16 protein-coding genes are annotated in these 16,833 nt (G+C 62.0%); 9 read left to right on the top strand and 7 right to left on the bottom strand.

What is annotated here, in order from left to right; translation table 11 throughout:
- Positions 1-14: 14 nt before the first annotated feature.
- Genes tcyN through tcyJ form a run of 3 tightly spaced genes read right to left on the bottom strand, consistent with a single transcriptional unit; the run spans position 15 to position 2,235 of the window.
- Positions 15-773 carry an L-cystine ABC transporter ATP-binding protein TcyN gene (gene tcyN / locus ACF8MI_RS08600; protein WP_060499433.1) on the bottom strand — a complete coding sequence of 253 codons (759 nt, stop codon included), beginning with the start codon at positions 771-773 and terminating at the stop codon, positions 15-17.
- A 2-nt stretch (positions 774-775) separates the two neighbouring features.
- On the bottom strand, positions 776-1,444 hold the full coding sequence (tcyL, locus tag ACF8MI_RS08595; RefSeq protein ID WP_016714445.1) for a cystine ABC transporter permease: 669 nt from the start codon (positions 1,442-1,444) through the stop codon (positions 776-778).
- Positions 1,441-2,235 (bottom strand): cystine ABC transporter substrate-binding protein, encoded by a 795-nt coding sequence (gene tcyJ / locus ACF8MI_RS08590; protein WP_016714446.1) that lies wholly within the window; start codon positions 2,233-2,235, stop codon positions 1,441-1,443. Before tcyJ ends, tcyL begins: the two co-directional genes overlap by 4 nt.
- A gap of 308 nt (positions 2,236-2,543) precedes the next feature.
- On the opposite strand from tcyJ, the gene epsC reads away from it, so the two are divergent.
- Together epsC and betT are read left to right on the top strand one after the other, a co-directional pair.
- On the top strand, positions 2,544-3,476 hold the full coding sequence (gene epsC, locus ACF8MI_RS08585) for a serine O-acetyltransferase EpsC (protein ID WP_016714447.1): 933 nt from the start codon (positions 2,544-2,546) through the stop codon (positions 3,474-3,476).
- A gap of 238 nt (positions 3,477-3,714) precedes the next feature.
- Positions 3,715-5,676, top strand: coding sequence for a choline transporter BetT (betT, locus tag ACF8MI_RS08580; protein WP_200929446.1), 1,962 nt, complete (start codon positions 3,715-3,717; stop codon positions 5,674-5,676).
- A 117-nt stretch (positions 5,677-5,793) separates the two neighbouring features.
- On the opposite strand, the gene tauD is transcribed toward betT, so the two are convergent.
- Genes tauD through tauA form a run of 4 tightly spaced genes read right to left on the bottom strand, consistent with a single transcriptional unit; the run spans position 5,794 to position 9,285 of the window.
- The gene (tauD, locus tag ACF8MI_RS08575; protein WP_060499431.1) at positions 5,794-6,627 is read right to left on the bottom strand and encodes a taurine dioxygenase; all 834 of its coding nucleotides are present in this window, start codon (positions 6,625-6,627) and stop codon (positions 5,794-5,796) included.
- Positions 6,628-6,675: 48 nt separating this feature from the next.
- Entirely contained in the window at positions 6,676-7,515 is an 840-nt protein-coding gene (gene tauC / locus ACF8MI_RS08570; RefSeq protein ID WP_200928943.1) for a taurine ABC transporter permease TauC, read from the bottom strand.
- A complete protein-coding gene (gene tauB / locus ACF8MI_RS08565) occupies positions 7,512-8,300 on the bottom strand; it encodes a taurine ABC transporter ATP-binding subunit (RefSeq protein ID WP_060499429.1) in 789 nt (262 codons plus the stop codon). Before tauB ends, tauC begins: the two co-directional genes overlap by 4 nt.
- Before the next feature lie 13 nt (positions 8,301-8,313).
- Positions 8,314-9,285, bottom strand: a complete 972-nt coding sequence (gene tauA, locus ACF8MI_RS08560) for a taurine ABC transporter substrate-binding protein (protein ID WP_060499428.1) — start codon at positions 9,283-9,285, stop codon at positions 8,314-8,316.
- A 498-nt stretch (positions 9,286-9,783) separates the two neighbouring features.
- On the opposite strand from tauA, the gene ACF8MI_RS08555 reads away from it, so the two are divergent.
- The 7 genes from ACF8MI_RS08555 (at position 9,784) to ssuB (ending at position 16,828) form a co-directional block, all read left to right on the top strand.
- Positions 9,784-11,118 (top strand): OprD family porin, encoded by a 1,335-nt coding sequence (locus ACF8MI_RS08555; RefSeq protein ID WP_060499427.1) that lies wholly within the window; start codon positions 9,784-9,786, stop codon positions 11,116-11,118.
- Between the two features lie 165 nt (positions 11,119-11,283).
- Positions 11,284-11,922, top strand: coding sequence for a peroxiredoxin (locus tag ACF8MI_RS08550; protein WP_019096904.1), 639 nt, complete (start codon positions 11,284-11,286; stop codon positions 11,920-11,922).
- 436 nt (positions 11,923-12,358) lie between these two features.
- Complete coding sequence (gene ssuE, locus ACF8MI_RS08545; RefSeq protein WP_200928944.1) at positions 12,359-12,952, top strand: NADPH-dependent FMN reductase; 594 nt, start codon at positions 12,359-12,361, stop codon at positions 12,950-12,952.
- An 84-nt stretch (positions 12,953-13,036) separates the two neighbouring features.
- Positions 13,037-14,002, top strand: a complete 966-nt coding sequence (locus tag ACF8MI_RS08540) for a sulfonate ABC transporter substrate-binding protein (RefSeq protein WP_060501275.1) — start codon at positions 13,037-13,039, stop codon at positions 14,000-14,002.
- A gap of 60 nt (positions 14,003-14,062) precedes the next feature.
- Positions 14,063-15,211, top strand: a complete 1,149-nt coding sequence (gene ssuD, locus ACF8MI_RS08535; protein ID WP_156867786.1) for an FMNH2-dependent alkanesulfonate monooxygenase — start codon at positions 14,063-14,065, stop codon at positions 15,209-15,211.
- Positions 15,212-15,221: 10 nt separating this feature from the next.
- Positions 15,222-16,019 (top strand): aliphatic sulfonate ABC transporter permease SsuC, encoded by a 798-nt coding sequence (gene ssuC / locus ACF8MI_RS08530; protein ID WP_200928945.1) that lies wholly within the window; start codon positions 15,222-15,224, stop codon positions 16,017-16,019.
- Entirely contained in the window at positions 16,016-16,828 is an 813-nt protein-coding gene (gene ssuB, locus ACF8MI_RS08525) for an aliphatic sulfonates ABC transporter ATP-binding protein (RefSeq protein ID WP_019096900.1), read from the top strand. Before ssuC ends, ssuB begins: the two co-directional genes overlap by 4 nt.
- The last annotated feature ends 5 nt before the right edge of the window (positions 16,829-16,833 follow it).

Raw genomic sequence — 16,833 nt, 5'->3', positions numbered from 1 at the left:
AGGCCGTAGCAGGTTTACTCGGAGGCGGCAGTACCCAGGAACTTGCGCAAGAACTGCCGTGTGCGCTCTTCCTTCGGCGCCGCAAACAGCGCCTTGGCCTCACCCTGTTCCACGATCACGCCCTTGTCGAAGAAGATCACCCGGTTCGCCACATCCCGGGCAAAGCTCATTTCGTGCGTGACGATGATCATGGTGCGCTTCTCCTCGGCCAGGCCGCGGATGGTCGCCAGCACTTCACCTACCAGCTCCGGATCCAGTGCCGAGGTGGGTTCGTCGAACAGGATCACCTCCGGCTCCATGGCCAGGGCACGGGCGATAGCCACCCGTTGCTGCTGACCACCGGACAAGCGCCGGGGGTAGGCGTCTTCCTTGCCTGCCAGGCCAACCTTGGCCAGCAGGCGCCGGCCAAGGTCGATGGCCTGCTCGCGGGGCGTCTTCTTGACGATCACCGGCCCCTCGATCACGTTCTCCAGGGCGGTGCGGTGCGGGAACAGGTTGAAGTTCTGGAACACGAACCCTGCTTGCTGGCGCAAACGGCGAATTGCACTTTGCTGCCCGCCCAGCGGGCGGTTGGCATCGATGCTGATAGCGCCGATCTGGATCTGCCCGGCATCCGGGGTTTCCAGCAGGTTGAGGCAGCGCAGGAAGGTGGTCTTGCCCGAGCCGCTGGGGCCGATGATGGCCACCACTTCGCCGGGCTGTACGGTCAGGTCGATACCGTTGAGCACGGTCTGGCCCTTGAACCGCTTGGTCAGGCCTTTGACTTCAATCATGCTCAGTGCTCCTGGTCATGCTGGTTGACCCGCGCTTCCATGCGGTTCTGGAAGTGCGCGAGGATGCTGCACAGCACCCAGTAGATGACCGCGACCGCCACGTACATGGTGAACACTTCGAAGGTGCGTGCGGTAATCAGCTGCGCCTGGCGGAACAGTTCGGGCACCTGGATGGTGGCGGCCAGGGCGGTGTCCTTGACCAGCGAAATGAAGCTGTTGCCCAGCGGTGGCAGCGCAGTGCGCAAGGCTTGTGGCAGGATCGCCCGGCGCATGGCCTGGACGCGGGTCATGCCGATGCTGGCGGCCGCTTCCCACTGGCCACGGTCGATCGAGGAGATGGCTGCGCGCAGGATCTCGCAGATGTAGGCCGCCATGTTCAACGACAAGCCGATCAGCGAGGCGGGGATGGGGTCGAGTTCGATGCCGATCTGCGGCATGCCGAAATAGATCACGAACAGCTGCACCAGCAGCGGCGTGCCGCGGAAAAACGATACGTAGATCCGCGCCAGCCAGTTCAGCGGCAAGATCTTCGACAGGCGCATCAGCGCCAGGGCAAAGCCCAGCACCAGGCCGAAGAACATGCCGCCAACGCTGAGCAGCACCGTATAACCCGCGCCCTTCAGCAGGAAGGGCGTGGAGTCGACAACGAGTTGCAGGCTTTCAGCGATCATTTGGTGACATCAGCACCGAAGTATTTCTCGGACAGCTTGGCCAGCGTGCCGTCAGCCTTGAGCTTGTCGATGGCCTTGTTGATGGCATCGAGCAGCTCAGGCTCGCCCTTGCGCAGGGCCACGCCGCTTTCCAGGCGCGAGAAGGCATCGCCGGCCAGCTCCGTGTCCTTGGCTTTTTGCGCGTATTCCAGCGCGGCCAGGCGGTCGATCAGGATGGCGTCGATGCGGCCGTTACGCAGGTCGGCGAACTTGCTCGGGTCGTCTTCATAGGTGCGCACATCGGCTTGCGGCACGTCTTTTTTCACCCACTGTTCGTAGTTGGTGCCCAGGCCCACGCCCACTTTCTTGCCGGCCAGGTCGGCGGCCTTGTGGATGTTCAACTGCTCGGCCTTCTTCTTCAGGATCAGCGCCTGGATGCCGGAGATGGTGTAGGGCTCGGAGAAGTCGTACTTCTTCTTGCGCTCTTCGGAAATGGTCACCTGGTTGATGACTACGTCCAGGCGCTTGGACTCCAGCGCAGCGAGGATGCCGTCCCACTTGGTCGGTTGGACCTTGGCCTTGACCCCCAGCTCCTTGGCCAGCAGCTCGGACAGCTCCACTTCGAAGCCAGTCAGCTTGCCGTTTTCGTCCTGGAAGCTGAACGGTGGGTAGGTGCCTTCCAGGCCGACGTTGATCACGCCTTTTTCCTGGATGGTCTTCAGCTGCTCGCCCGCGAAGGCCTGGCTGAGCAGGCCGGTACCCAGCAGAACAGCCAGGGTAGCATTGAGTAGCGGTTTGGCGAATTTCGACATGTCAGAGCCCCGCGCTTGTTGTGTAAGTAGTGAGGTGGCGACTATAGGGTTGGCTGCTTAGGCCAGGAAATACTAAAAAATTATTTTGTTATTTCCATTTTGATTGGTGCCAGGAGCTGGCTGCTTTGAGGGTAGGCGAGGATGCCTGTGCCGTCATCGCGGCTTATGCCTGACTTAGCGCAGGATGGAATAAAGCGTTGTTTTTTCCAAGGGGCTGATTTGCCGTAGAGTGGATCGCATGTAGTCAGGCCCGGCCTCTTCGCGGGCCTGGCGACACCATTAGATGGCCTATACGGCAGGAGAAAACCGTGAGCGAACAACCTTCATCCGCGCACTGGCAGTTGCAGAGCATCGTCAGTGGCCTGCGCGGCGCCCGTGAGCAATGGCGCACCCGTAATGGCCGCAGCATTGGCGAGCAGGGCGGGCGCGAGTTGCCGTCGCGCGAGGCGATGCGGCAGATTCTGGAGCAACTGTGCGGCGCGCTGTTCCCCATGCGCCTTGGCCCGGTCGATTTGCGCGAAGAGAGCGAAGATTTCTACGTCGGCCATACCCTGGATGCCGCGCTGACCGCCTTGCTTGCCCAGGCTCGCCTTGAACTGCGCTATGCGGCACGGCAAAGCAAGGCTGAGCTGGCTGGCGTCGATGCCCATGCGCTGAGCCTGATCCAGGGTTTTGCAGCTGCGCTACCGGAACTGCGCGTACTGCTCGACACCGACGTGCTGGCCGCCTACCACGGTGACCCGGCAGCGCGCAGCGTGGATGAAGTGCTGCTGTGCTACCCGGGTATCCTGGCGATCATCCACCACCGCCTGGCGCACCACCTGTACCAGGCCGGCTTGCCGCTGCTGGCGCGGATCAGCTCGGAGCTGGCGCATTCGGCCACCGGTATCGACATTCACCCCGGCGCGCAGATTGGCCCGAGCTTCTTCATCGACCACGGGACCGGTGTGGTGATTGGCGAAACCGCGATCATCGGCGAGCGCGTGCGCATCTACCAGGCCGTGACCCTGGGCGCCAAGCGCTTCCCGAGCGATGAGTCGGGGACCCTGCACAAAGGCCTGCCACGGCACCCGATTGTCGAGGACGATGTGGTGATCTATGCCGGGGCCACGGTGTTGGGGCGCATTACCATCGGCAAAGGTTCGACCATTGGCGGCAATGTGTGGCTGACCCGCAGTGTGCCGGCTGAAAGCAACATTACCCAGGCCAACCTGCAGCTGGATTGCCAGGACAAGAACTGATCTAACCTTGCGGTAGGCCGCGACGAGGCTGGAACGAGAGGGCGCCAATCGGCGCCCCGGTTCGCAATGAAATTCGATCCATGTTTAACTTGAACGCTTGTTCAATGAAAAACGCTGGTCCGCTGCCGGTGTTCAACAGGAGGATTCCTTTGCTGAACCCGTTCATTCCGAACCTCACGTCATTCGACGAGGTGCATACCTCATGAGTGCGCCGATCCCTTCCAACAGCACTATCCGCATGAACCCTCCGGTGTTCTATTTCGCGGCAAGTTTCATCCTCATTTTTGGCCTGGTAGTCATTTCCAACCCGCAAGCCGCAGGTGACTGGTTGCTGGCAGCGCAGAACTGGGCGGCCAACACGGTCGGCTGGTACTACATGCTGGCCATGACGCTGTACCTGGTCTTCGTGGTGGTCACCGCCTTGTCCGGCTACGGCAAGATCAAGCTCGGTGCCGACCACGACGAACCCGAGTTCAGTTATCTGTCGTGGGCCGGCATGCTGTTTGCCGCTGGTATCAGCATCACGTTGTTCTTCTTCTGTGTTTCCGAACCGCTCACCCACATGCTGCAGCCGCCCCAGGGCGAAGCGGGCACGGCAGAGGCCGGGCGCCAGGCGATGCAGATTCTGTTCCTGCACTGGGGCCTGCATGGCTGGGGGGTGTTCGCCTTCGTCGGCATGGCCCTGGCCTATTTCGCCTACCGGCACAACCTGCCGCTGGCGTTGCGTTCGGCGCTGTACCCGCTGATCGGAAAGCGCATCAACGGGCCGATCGGCTACGCAGTGGATGGCTTCGGCATCATCGCCACGGTGTTCGGCCTGGGGGCCGACATGGGCTTTGGCGTGCTGCACCTGAATGCGGGCCTGGACTACCTGTTCGGCATCAGCCACAGCCAGTGGGTGCAGGTGATCCTCATCACCCTGATGATGGGCGCGGCGGTCGCCGTGGCCGTTGCCGGGGTGGAGAAGGGCGTACGGGTGATGAGCGACATCAACCTGTTCCTGGCCTGCGCACTGCTGCTGTTCGTGCTGTTCGCCGGGCCGACCCAGCACCTGTTCAATACGCTGATCCAGAACCTTGGCGACTATCTGGGCGCTTTGCCACGCAAGAGTTTCGATGTGTATGCCTACGGCGAAAACCGTGACTGGCTGGGTGGCTGGACGGTGTTCTACTGGGCCTGGTGGATTGCCTGGGCACCGTTTGTGGGCCTGTTCATCGCCCGTATCTCCCGTGGCCGTACCATCCGCGAGTTCGTCTTTGGCGTGCTGCTGATCCCGTTGGGGTTCACCCTGGCGTGGATGTCGATCTTCGGCAACAGCGCGCTGGACCAGGTGATCAACCATGGCATGACCGCACTGGGCCAGTCGGCACTGGATAACCCGTCGATGAGCCTGTACCTGCTGCTGGAGACTTACCCCTGGAGCAAGGCGGTGATCGCCACCACGGTGTTCATCAGCTTCGTGTTCTTTGTCACGTCGGCCGACTCGGGCACCGTGGTGCTGTCGACCTTGTCGGCCAAGGGGGGTGAAGCCGATGAGGACGGGCCGAACTGGCTGCGCATCTTCTGGGGCGCGATGACCGCGCTGATCACCAGTGCGCTGTTGTTCGCGGGCAGCATCGACTCGCTGAAGTCGGCGGTGGTACTGACCTCGCTGCCGTTCTCGCTGATTCTGTTGTGCATGATGTGGGGGCTGCACAAGGCGTTCTACCTGGAGTCGCAGCGGCAGATCGCGCAGATGCACTCACTGGCCCCGTTCGCCCAGTCACGTCGCGGTCGAGGTGGCTGGCGCCAGCGCCTGAGCCATGCCGTGCATTTCCCGTCGCGTGATGAGGTGTACCGCTTCATGGACGACGTAGTGCGCCCGGCGATTGCCGAGGTCCGTGAGGTGTTCGAGCAGAAGGGGCTGGTGCTGATCACCCAGGATGACCCGAGCCACGACAACGTCAGCCTGAAGATTGGCCATGGCGAGGAGCAGCCGTTCATCTACCAGGTGCAGATGCGTGGGTATTTCACACCGTCATTCGCCTTGGGTGGGCTGGGCACGCAGGAGTTGAAGAACCGCCGTTATTACCGGGCGGAGGTGCACCTGAGCGAAGGCAGCCAGAACTATGACCTGGTGGGCTACAGCAAGGAGCAGATCATCAACGACATCCTGGACCAGTACGAGCGGCACATGCAGTACCTGCATCTGGTCCGTTAGATCGCCGGGGCCGCTTTGCGGCCCATCGCGACACAAGGCCGCTCCTACAGAGGTACGCCATCTCCTGTAGGAGCGGCCTTGTGTCGCGAAAGGAGGCCGAAGGCCTCCCAAAATCTGTCAGAAGGGTGCATCCCCCAGGATGGTCGCCCGGTGCATCACCCGCCGGTTCGGCCGGTAGTCATCCACCGCAAAATGCTGGGTCACGCGGTTGTCCCAGAACGCCACGTCATTCTCCTGCCAACGCCAGCGAATGCTGAACTCCGGCCGCGTCGCATGGGCGAACAGCAGCTTCAACAGCGCTTCGCTTTCCAGCTCGCTCAGCTCATTGATGCGTGTAGTGAACCCTTCATTGACGAACAGCGCCTTGCGCCCGCTCACCGGATGCGTGCGCACCACCGGGTGTGACAGCGGCGGGTTGTTGCGCCGTGTCGCCTCCCAGCGCGCCAGGTCTTGCGGCGTGGTGCCGAAGCGCTCCAGCGGAAACGACTTGGTGAAGTCGTGGGTGGCGGTCAGCCCGTCGAGCATTGCGCGCAACGGTGCCGACAAGGCTTCGAACGCCGCAATGCCGCTGGCCCACAGGGTATCGCCACCGTAAGCCGGCAACTGCTTGGCGCTGAGCACCGCGCCCAGTGCTGGGGTTGGCAAGAACGTCACGTCGGTGTGCCACACGGCGTTGTCGCGTACATCGGTCACCGCCGTGTCGAGCACCAGCACCTGCGGGGTTTCCGGCACGTTGGGGTAGATCGGGTGAATGTGCAGGTCGCCGAAGCGGGCGGCAAAGCGCGCTTGCTGTTCCGGGTTGATCGGCTGGTCGCGGAAGAAAAGCACCTGATGCTTGAGCAGCGCCTGCTCGATGGCATCGCGCTGTTCGGCCGAGATCTCGCGGCTGATATCCACGCCGCTGATCTGAGCGCCGAGGGCCGGGCTGAGGGGGGTAACGGTCAGGCTCATGTCTTTTCTCGTTCTAGGCGCCGGGTTGCCGGCATGGTCAGTCGGCAATCAGTGGCTCTGTCCGTGCCAGGGCACCAGTTTGCGTTGCAGGGCACGCAGGCCCATTTCCAGGGCGAAGGCGATCAGGGCGATCAGCAGGATGCCCAGCACCACCACATCGGTGACCAAAAACTGCGCCGCCGACTGCACCATGAAGCCCAGGCCGCTGGTGGCCGCAATCAGTTCGGCGGCCACCAGAGTCGACCAGCCGACCCCCAGGCCGATGCGGATGCCGGTAAGGATGTCGGGCAATGCACTGGGCAGGATCACATGGCGGATCAGCTGGGCCTTGGTGGCGCCCAGCGACTGCGCCGCACGCAGCTTGGCGGGGTCGACCGTGCGCACGCCGGTGGCGGTGGCAATGGCGATGGGGGCGAAGATCGCCAGGTAAATCAGGAGCACCTTCGACAGCTCGCCGATGCCGCACCAGATGACGATCAGCGGCAGGTATGCAAGCGGCGGTATCGGCCGGTAGAACTCGATCAGCGGGTCGAGGATGCCACGGGCCACGCGGTTGTAGCCGATGGCGATGCCCACCGGGATCGCGGTCAGGGTCGCGGCCACCAGTGCCAGGCCGATGCGGCCCAGGCTTGCGCCCAGGTGCTGCCACAGGCTGGCGTCCATGTAGCCTTGGGTCAGCAAGGTCCAGGCCCTGGCCAGGATGTCACCGGGCGAAGGCAGGAACAGGGGCTCGATCCAGCCGGCGGCCGTCACCAGCCACCAGACCAGCAGCAGGCTGGCCAGGGTCAGGGTACTGATCCAGCGGGTAGAGAGTTGGCGGCGCGCTGTTGCAACAGGCCGGCTTTGGGTGTCGTGCTTGCCGGCAACCGGCAGGTCCAGGCTGCTCATGCGCGCTCCTGCAGGCTTTGGCGTTGGGAGAACACCCGCGCCAGCACATGCTCGCGGGTTTCGATGAAGCGTGGGTCGGATTTGATCGCCCGGGCCGATTCGCCAGCGGCATAGCGCTGGCCGAAGTCCAGTTGCAGGCGCTCCACCACGCGGCCCGGGTTGGGTGCCAGTAGCACCAGCTCGCTGGCGAGGAACACCGCTTCTTCAATGTCGTGGGTAATCAGGAACACCGGTTTGGCGGTGCGTTGCCAGACCTGCAGCAGCAGTTCCTGCATCTGTTCGCGGGTGAAGGCGTCGAGGGCGCCGAACGGTTCATCCATCAGCAACACCCTTGGATCGGCCGCCAGTGCGCGGGCCAGGCCTACGCGCTGCTTCTGGCCACCGGACAATTCCCAGATGCGTCGGTCGCCAAAGCCATCCAGGTCGACGAGTGCGAGCATTTCACGGGCCTTGGCTTCACGCTGGGCGCGGGGCACGCCAGCCAGTTCGAGGCCGAAGGCGACATTGCCCAGCACGTTCTGCCATGGCAGCAGGGCATCGTCCTGGAACACCACGCCGCGCTCGGCACCCGGGCCGTGCACCGGTACGCCATCGAGGGTGATTCGCCCGCCACTGGGGGCGACGAAGCCGGCGATCAGGTTGAGCAGCGAGGTCTTGCCGCTGCCGGACGGCCCCAGGGCCACCAGCAGCTGGCGCGGGCCCAGGCTCAGGTTGATGTCGGCCAGCACCGGGGTGCTGGCGCCAGGGTACTGTGCGCTGATGCGCTCCAGTTCAAGCAAGGCCATGACGGGCTCCGGATCAGTTTGGGAGGAACTTGGCGCTGACGTACGGCGAGTAGTCCGGCAGCACGGCGTCGACCTTGCCCTGCTGCTTGAGGAAATTGGCCGTGTCGGTCAGTGCCTGGGTGGTCGGCGCGCCCAGGGCATTGGCCTGGTCTGCGGCCAGTGGGTAGACATTGCCCTCCAGCAGGACCGGGATGTCGCTGGCCTTGGCGCCGGACAGCTTCACCAGCTTGTCTACGTTGCCCTTGTCGGCCAGCCAGGCTTTCGGGTCCTTGCGGTAGTCGGCGTAGGCATCGAGGGTGACTTTGGCAAAGGCCTTGACCACATCCGGGTGCTTCTCAGCGAAGTCCTTGCGCACGATCCAGGCATCGAAGGTGGGGGCGCCTTTCTGAGCCAGTTCGCCCGAGGTGATCAGCACCTTGCCGTTTTCCTTGGCTACGCCCAGGGCCGGGTCCCACACGTAGGTGGCGTCGATGTCACCGCGTTTCCAGGCGGCAATGATGGCCGGTGGTGCCAGGTTGAGGATCTGTACCTTGGACGGGTCGATATTCCAGCTTTTAAGTGCTGCCAGCAGGCTGTAGTGGCCGGTAGACACGAACGGTACAGCGACTTTCTTGCCGATCAGGTCTTGCGGCGTCTTGATGCTGTCGCGGGCGACCAGCGCTTCACCGGCACCGATCTGGGTGGCGATGAGGAAGGTCTCGACGGGTAGCTTGCGGGTGGCGGCAGCCGCCAGCGGGCTGGAACCCAGATAGCCGATCTGAACATCACCGCTGGCCACGGCGGTGATTACGTCGGCGCCATTATCGAATTTGCGCCAGTCGATGCTGGCCTTGCTGGCTTTTTCGTAGTCGCCGTCTACCTGCGCCACTTTGGCTGGGTCGACGGTGGTCTGATAGGCCACCGTCAGGTCGGCAGCCTGGGCAAACCAGCTGGTGCTGGCGAGGGTCAGGGCGGCGAACAGGCGCAGCGGAGCGTGCGGGATCATGGTGGACCTCTCGTCAGGCAATCGATGTGATGGGTGACGAGAAGACTAAATGATCTAATAATCTGAAAATAAATAACTTTTTTGCATTAGCTTAGGAGCCAAATGCTTTAAGCCCAAGATCGTTGATTACCTTCAATGGCGAATGCTGAGGCACCTGCTAGGCTTTTTCGTCCCTATAGAACGATACGGAATTAGGTTATGAGCAAACGTTTGCAAATAACCAAATGTTATGAATGGCGTTGCTGCTACAACGAATGGCAGTAAAGGTTCCGAGCATATTCCGTAAAAATCTTACAAATTCATAAAACGGTCATTTTGGATTTATAGGATTGTCATTATCCTGTAGCGCAGGTGGCGTCTTAGACCAAAGTCTCGAAACGTTTAGAAACGATTGACTTATGAGTCACGCTTTGGGACTAAATCGCCAATCCACGGTGAGCGGGGCAGCAGACCTCGCCGCCAGAGATACACAAGAATTAGAACGTAGAGGAGCAAATTATGTACAAGTCCAGCCTGGCTCTGGCCGTGGCACTGGGGGTTCTCGCCCAACAAGCAGGCGCTGCCGGTTTCGTTGAAGACAGCAAACTGTCGCTCAGCTCGCGCACCATGTACTTCAACAACGACAATCGTGAAACCCACAGCGATCCACGCCCGGATCAGCGTGAGTCTGGTCAGGGTTTCAAGCTCGATTACATTTCCGGCTTCACTGAAGGCACTGTCGGGTTCGGTGTCGATGCTCAGGCGTTGTGGGGTATCCAGCTGGACGGCGGTCGCGGCTACCACAAAAGTGGTTTCATGCCGGACGATAGCGATGGCTCTGCGGTAAGCCAGTGGGGCCGTTTCGGCGCCAACGCCAAAGCTCGCTTCTCCAAGACTGAAGCTCACTTCGGTAGCGCCTTGGCGCCAAACCTGCCGATCCTGGTCTCCAACGATGGCCGTCTGCTGCCGCAAACCTTCGAGGGTGGCACCATCCAGTCGAAGGAAATCGACAACCTGACCATCAACGCCGGTCAGCTGACCCACGCCATGGGCCGTGCATCGAGCAACCGTACCGGCCTGTCGGTAGCCGGTGCTACCCAGGACAGCAACAAGTTCCGCTACGGCGGCCTGGACTACAAGCTCACGCCAGACCTGACCCTGCAGTACTACTACTCGAACCTGGAAGACTTCTACAAGCAGCACTTCCTGGGCGCGACCCACGTGTTCAAGATCGCTGACGACCAGTCGTTCAAGACTGACCTGCGCTACTTCGACAGCAGCAGCGACGGCAAGAACGGTGAGGCCGGTTACCGCTTCAGCAACAATGGCGGTTATGCCAAGAACACTGGCGAGGTCGACAACAAGACCTGGTCCGCGATCTTCACCTACACCCTGGGTGGCCACTCGTTCCTGCTCGGCCACCAGCGCGTCAATGACGACGGTGGTTTCGTCTGGCTGAACCAAGGCAACGTGGTTGATGGCAATGGCCGCAACGAAGGTGCTGGTGGTTCGAGCTTCTACCTGTTCACCGACAGCATGATCAACCAGTTCGCCAAGGCCGGTGAAAACACCACGTTCGGTCAGTACGCCTATGACTTCGCACGTCTGGGCGTGCCTGGCCTGAAAGCTTCGGTTTCTTACCTGAAAGGTGAAGATGGCAAGAACGCCAATGGCAACGGCACCTTCAGCGAATGGGAACGTGACGCCCGCGTTGACTACGTCATCCAGGAAGGCACCTTCAAGGGCCTGGGCGCCAGCCTGCGTCACGGCGTATACCGTGGTACTGGCACCAGCTCGCTGGCTGACCAAGATCAGACCCGTTTGATCTTCAACTACACTTACAACTTCCTGTAAGCCGTAGCTGAACCAGAAGCCTCGCCTAGTGCGAGGCTTTTTTGTGCCTACGAATTCGTATGCATTATGGTTATAAATAAATCGTTATTTATTCTTTTTGTTTTTAACCGAATGCAGGCACATTGAACCCATACGGTACAGAACCCAGCCAAGGAGCCGCAGCCCATGAGCCTCAAACTCGGCGATATCGCCCCCGATTTCGAACAGGATTCCAGCGAAGGCAAAATCCGCTTCCACGAGTGGCTGGGCAACAGCTGGGGGGTATTGTTCTCCCACCCGGCCGACTTCACCCCGGTGTGCACCACCGAGCTGGGCCTGACCGCCAAGCTGAAAGATGATTTCGCCAAGCGTGGGGTCAAGGCCATCGCCTTGTCGGTAGACCCGGTCGACTCGCACCACCGCTGGATCGATGACATCAACGAAACCCAGAACACCGTGGTCAATTTCCCGATCATCGCCGACGCCGACCGCAAGGTGTCCGACCTGTACGACCTGATCCACCCGAACGCCAGTGACACCCTCACCGTGCGTTCGCTGTTCGTGATCGACCCGAACAAGAAGGTGCGCCTGACCATTACCTATCCGGCCAGTACCGGGCGCAATTTCAATGAAATTCTGCGGGTGATCGACTCGCTGCAACTGACCGACAACCACAAGGTCGCCACACCAGGTAACTGGCAGGACGGTGACGAGGTGGTGATCGTGCCTTCGCTCAAGGACGAGGAAGAGATCAAGCAGCGCTTCCCGAAAGGATACCGGGCGGTCAAACCCTACCTGCGTCTGACCCCGCAGCCTAATCGTTAAAGGATTCCTCGTTGCATTGCTCTTAGCCAAGCAGGGATTTTCGGGCCGTTTCGACGGCCCTTTTTTATGCCTATAGATTTTTGGTGCCTGTGAGATCGAGCGCCGCCCGCGCGGCGCATCGCGAGCTGTGCTCGCTCCTACGTTTGTTTCGGGCCAGTAACGCCTGTGACAGGCGCGCGCGACCACCTAGTTCATACGACGCGATATCGAGTACACCAAAGCGTTTGCGCTCAAATTCCACAGGAATAATTGGCCCGAAACAAACGTAGGAGCGAGCACAGCTCGCGATGCGCCGCGCGGGCGGCGCTCGATGTACGCCCTCCTACAACCGTCAAGTCTTGTATCTAAAAAGAATAAACAAATGAAAAAATATGATTTCTAGATATATGTAGCAGCTGTTAATGTCTCCCTCAACAGAACACAAGGAAGCGCTGCAATGCTGGTCGTCTCAATCGGTGGTAGCCCAAGTCCTCGTTCACGCTCCGGCGCGCTGCTTGAGCGTTCGCGCCAGTGGCTGCAGGGCCGTGGCGTTGAAGTGGTGACGTTCCAGGTACGTGACTTCCCCGCCGAAGACCTGCTGCATGCCCGTTTCGACAGCCCGCATGTGCAGCACTTCCAACAGCTGGTAGCCCAGGCCGATGGCCTGATCGTTTCCACTCCGGTGTACAAGGCGTCGTTTGCCGGTGCACTGAAAACACTGCTCGACCTGCTGCCCGAACGCGCCCTGGCGCACAAGATCGTATTGCCAATCGCCACCGGTGGCAGCATCGCCCACATGCTGGCGGTGGATTACGCATTGAAACCCGTGCTGTCGGCACTCAAGGCACAAGAGACCCTGCAAGGGATCTTCGCCGACGACAGCCAGGTGTCTTACGCAGACGGCACGAAGCCCGCGCAGTTGGTACCGGCACTGGAAGAACGCCTGCTGGACTCGCTGGAAACCTTCCACGTTGCCCTGGCCCGTCGGCCACGCCCCGTGGCCCCCGGCGTACTGAATGAACGCCTGATCAGCGCTCGCTGGAGCATCTGACCGGCCCAACCCGCTTCACCACCTTACTCGCCCGACAACGAGGCAAGCAGGTGCAACCCGAACCCAAACGTACAGGAGAGCGCCATGCGCACAGTCTTCTTGCGTCGCGGTCTGGTCGCCCTGTTTGCGGCGGCTGTGTCCTTCGGCGCCATTACCCAAGCCCAGGCCGAAAGCCTGCGTATCGGTTACCAGAAATACGGCACCCTGGTGCTGCTCAAGGCCAAGGGCACGCTGGAAAAGCGCCTGGCAGAGCAGGGCGTGCAGGTGCAGTGGACCGAGTTCCCCGGTGGACCGCAGCTGCTTGAAGGGCTGAATGTCGGCTCCATCGATTTTGGCGTAACCGGCGAGACCCCGCCTGTATTCGCCCAGGCTGCCGGTGCCGACCTGCTGTATGTGGCTTACGAGCCGCCAGCACCCCACAGCGAGGCGATCCTGGTGCCGAAAGGCTCAGCTATCCAGTCGGTGAAAGACCTCAAGGGCAAGAAAGTCGTCCTCAACAAAGGCTCGAACGTTCACTACCTGTTGGTGCGCGCGCTGGAAGATGCCGGCCTGAAGTACAGCGACATCCAGCCCGTCTACCTGCCACCCGCCGATGCCCGCGCCGCCTTCGAGCGGGGCAGTGTGGATGCCTGGGTCATCTGGGACCCGTACCAGGCCGCCGCCGAGCAACAGTTGCAGGCCCGCACCCTGCGTGATGGCAAGGGCCTGGTCGACAACCACCAGTTCTACCTGGCCACCCGCAACTACGCCACCCGGCACCCGGCGGTGATCAACACCGTGATCGAGGAAGTGCGCGCCGTGGGCGAGTGGTCCCAGGCCAACCCGCAAGAAGTGACCGACCAGGTCGCACCGCTGCTCGGCCTGCCCGCCGACATCACCCTGACCTCGGTCAAACGCCAAGGCTACGGTGCAGCGCCGCTCACCCCCGAGGTCGTGGCCGCACAACAGAAAATCGCCGACACCTTCCAGGCGCTCAAGCTGATACCCAAGCCACTGAGCATCAAGGACGTGATCTGGACACCCCCGGCCAAGGTCGCTAGCGCGCCTTGATTGATTCGCCTGTGCCGGGGCGTCGCCCTGGCCTGAGCCACCCTTGAGGAGACAACTCCAATGAGCCTTAACATTTTCTGGTTCCTCCCAACCCACGGTGACGGCAAGTACCTGGGCACTTCCGACGGCGCCCGTGCGGTCGACCACGGTTACTTGCAGCAGATCGCCCAAGCCGCTGACCGTCTGGGTTTTGGCGGGGTGCTGATCCCCACCGGGCGCTCCTGCGAGGACTCCTGGCTGGTGGCCGCGTCGCTGATCCCTGTGACCCAGCGACTGAAATTCCTGGTGGCCCTGCGCCCAGGCATCATTTCGCCAACCGTGGCAGCACGCCAGGCGGCAACGCTGGATCGCCTGTCCAATGGCCGTGCCCTGTTCAACCTGGTAACCGGTGGCGACCCGGACGAACTGGCCGGTGATGGCCTGCACCTGAGCCATGAAGAGCGCTACGAAGCCTCGGTCGAATTCACCCGTATCTGGCGCAAGGTGCTGGAAGGCGAAAACGTCGATTACGACGGCAAACACATTCAGGTGAAGGGCGCCAAGCTGCTCTACCCACCGATTCAGCAACCACGTCCGCCGCTGTATTTCGGCGGCTCGTCCGAGGCAGCACAGGACCTGGCCGCCGAGCAGGTCGAGCTGTACCTGACCTGGGGTGAGCCACCGGCAGCCGTTGCCGAAAAAATTGCCCAGGTGCGCGAAAAAGCGGCCGCTCAAGGCCGAGAAGTACGCTTCGGTATCCGCCTGCATGTGATCGTGCGGGAAACCAACGAAGAGGCCTGGGCCGCTGCCGACAAGCTGATTTCGCATCTGGACGATGACACCATCGCCCGCGCCCAGGCCTCGCTGGCGCGCTTTGACTCGGTGGGCCAGCAGCGCATGGCTGCCTTGCATGGCGGCAACCGCGACAACCTGGAAGTCAGCCCCAACCTGTGGGCGGGTGTTGGCCTGGTGCGTGGCGGCGCCGGTACCGCACTGGTGGGCGATGGCCCGACTGTGGCAGCACGGGTGAAGGAATACGCCGATCTGGGTATCGATACCTTCATCTTCTCGGGTTACCCACACCTGGAAGAGTCGTACCGGGTTGCTGAGCTGCTGTTCCCGTACCTCGATGTACAACGCCCGGAGCAACCGAAAACCGGCGGCTACGTAAGCCCGTTCGGCGAGATGGTAGCCAACGACATCCTGCCCAAGTCCGTGTCGCAGAGCTGAGGGCCGGGCCATGAGTCGTGCAACTTCCTCCAACCTGGCCCAGCGCCTGGCGCCGTGGGCGCTGCCGGTGCTGCTGTTGGCAGCCTGGCAGTTAGCGGTCAGCGCTGGCTGGCTGTCGACGCGCATTCTGCCGGCACCCAGCGCTGTGGCCAGCGCGGGTGTCGAGCTGGTGCGCAGCGGCGAAATCTGGACCCACCTGGCCATCAGCGGTTGGCGTGCCGGCCTGGGCTTCGTCATCGGCGGCAGCATCGGCCTGGTGCTGGGGTTCATCACCGGCTTGTCGAACTGGGGCGAACGCCTGCTCGACAGCTCGGTGCAGATGATCCGCAACGTGCCGCACCTGGCACTGATCCCGCTGGTGATCCTGTGGTTCGGTATCGACGAGTCGGCAAAGATTTTCCTGGTCGCGCTGGGCACGTTGTTCCCGATTTACCTGAACACCTACCACGGCATTCGTAATGTCGACCCGGCATTGGTGGAAATGGCGCGCAGCTATGGCTTGTCCGGCTTCAGCCTGTTCCGCCAGGTGATCCTGCCCGGGGCGCTGCCATCGATTCTGGTGGGTGTGCGCTTTGCGCTGGGCTTCATGTGGCTGACCTTGATCGTGGCGGAAACCATCTCGGCCAACGCCGGCATCGGTTACCTGGCAATGAATGCCCGTGAGTTCCTGCAGACCGACGTGGTGGTACTGGCCATCGTCCTGTACGCCGTGCTTGGCAAGCTCGCCGACCTCGCCGCTCGCGGCCTGGAACGTGTGTGGCTGCGCTGGCACCCGGCCTATCAAGTAGCCAGGAAGGAGGGTGCATGACCGTGCTCAAGGAACAGCCACCTCGCCTGTTGCGTGGCATCCCGCTGGCCTCCAATGGCCTGCGCAAGACCTTTGGCCAGCGCGAAGTGCTGAAAGGTATCGACCTGCACATTCCGGCCGGCCAGTTCGTTGCCATCGTTGGCCGCAGCGGCTGCGGCAAGAGCACCTTGCTGCGCCTGCTGGCCGGGCTCGATCAACCCACCGCCGGCCAACTGCTGGCCGGTGCTGCGCCGCTGGAAGAGGCCCGTGAGGAAACCCGCCTGATGTTCCAGGACGCACGCCTGCTGCCTTGGAAGAAGGTGATCGACAACGTTGGCCTGGGCCTGTCTGGTGACTGGCGCCCACGTGCGCTGGAAGCGCTGGAGGCGGTGGGCCTGGCTGATCGCGCCAATGAATGGCCGGCAGCCCTCTCGGGTGGCCAGAAGCAGCGCGTGGCCTTGGCCCGCGCCTTGATTCACCAGCCACGCCTGCTGCTGCTGGATGAGCCGCTGGGTGCGCTGGATGCATTGACCCGTATCGAGATGCAGCAATTGATCGAGCGCCTGTGGCGTCAGCATGGCTTCACCGTGCTGTTGGTCACCCACGATGTCAGCGAAGCCGTTGCCGTCGCTGACCGGGTGATTTTAATCGAGGACGGCGAGGTCGGGCTCGACCTTACTGTCGACCTGGCACGGCCCCGGGCGCGTGGTTCGCACCGCCTGGCCGCGCTGGAAAGCGAAGTGCTCAACCGTGTTCTGTCGGCCCCGGGCACTGCGCCCGAGCCGGACCCTGTAGCCCCTCTGCCCACGCAGTTGCGTTGGGCGCACTGACTCAC

It is taken from the genome of Pseudomonas sp. yb_9 (genome assembly GCF_043103635.1).
GTDB lineage: Bacteria > Pseudomonadota > Gammaproteobacteria > Pseudomonadales > Pseudomonadaceae > Aquipseudomonas > Aquipseudomonas monteilii.
The sequence above is the reverse complement of the archived record's forward strand: the minus strand, read 5'-3'. Positions and strand labels throughout refer to the sequence as shown.

Coding starts and splice junctions, on each gene's coding strand:
- betT (WP_200929446.1), top strand. CDS start 3,715: ATGAACCCTCCGGTGTTCTATTTCGCGGCAAGTTTCATCCTCATTTTT.
- tauB (WP_060499429.1), bottom strand. CDS start 8,300: ATGGCCTTGCTTGAACTGGAGCGCATCAGCGCACAGTACCCTGGCGCC.
- ssuE (WP_200928944.1), top strand. CDS start 12,359: ATGCTGGTCGTCTCAATCGGTGGTAGCCCAAGTCCTCGTTCACGCTCC.
- tauC (WP_200928943.1), bottom strand. CDS start 7,515: ATGAGCAGCCTGGACCTGCCGGTTGCCGGCAAGCACGACACCCAAAGC.
- tcyN (WP_060499433.1), bottom strand. CDS start 773: ATGATTGAAGTCAAAGGCCTGACCAAGCGGTTCAAGGGCCAGACCGTG.
- ACF8MI_RS08540 (WP_060501275.1), top strand. CDS start 13,037: ATGCGCACAGTCTTCTTGCGTCGCGGTCTGGTCGCCCTGTTTGCGGCG.
- tauA (WP_060499428.1), bottom strand. CDS start 9,285: ATGATCCCGCACGCTCCGCTGCGCCTGTTCGCCGCCCTGACCCTCGCC.
- ssuB (WP_019096900.1), top strand. CDS start 16,016: ATGACCGTGCTCAAGGAACAGCCACCTCGCCTGTTGCGTGGCATCCCG.
- ssuD (WP_156867786.1), top strand. CDS start 14,063: ATGAGCCTTAACATTTTCTGGTTCCTCCCAACCCACGGTGACGGCAAG.
- tauD (WP_060499431.1), bottom strand. CDS start 6,627: ATGAGCCTGACCGTTACCCCCCTCAGCCCGGCCCTCGGCGCTCAGATC.
- ssuC (WP_200928945.1), top strand. CDS start 15,222: ATGAGTCGTGCAACTTCCTCCAACCTGGCCCAGCGCCTGGCGCCGTGG.
- tcyJ (WP_016714446.1), bottom strand. CDS start 2,235: ATGTCGAAATTCGCCAAACCGCTACTCAATGCTACCCTGGCTGTTCTG.
- tcyL (WP_016714445.1), bottom strand. CDS start 1,444: ATGATCGCTGAAAGCCTGCAACTCGTTGTCGACTCCACGCCCTTCCTG.
- ACF8MI_RS08550 (WP_019096904.1), top strand. CDS start 11,284: ATGAGCCTCAAACTCGGCGATATCGCCCCCGATTTCGAACAGGATTCC.
- ACF8MI_RS08555 (WP_060499427.1), top strand. CDS start 9,784: ATGTACAAGTCCAGCCTGGCTCTGGCCGTGGCACTGGGGGTTCTCGCC.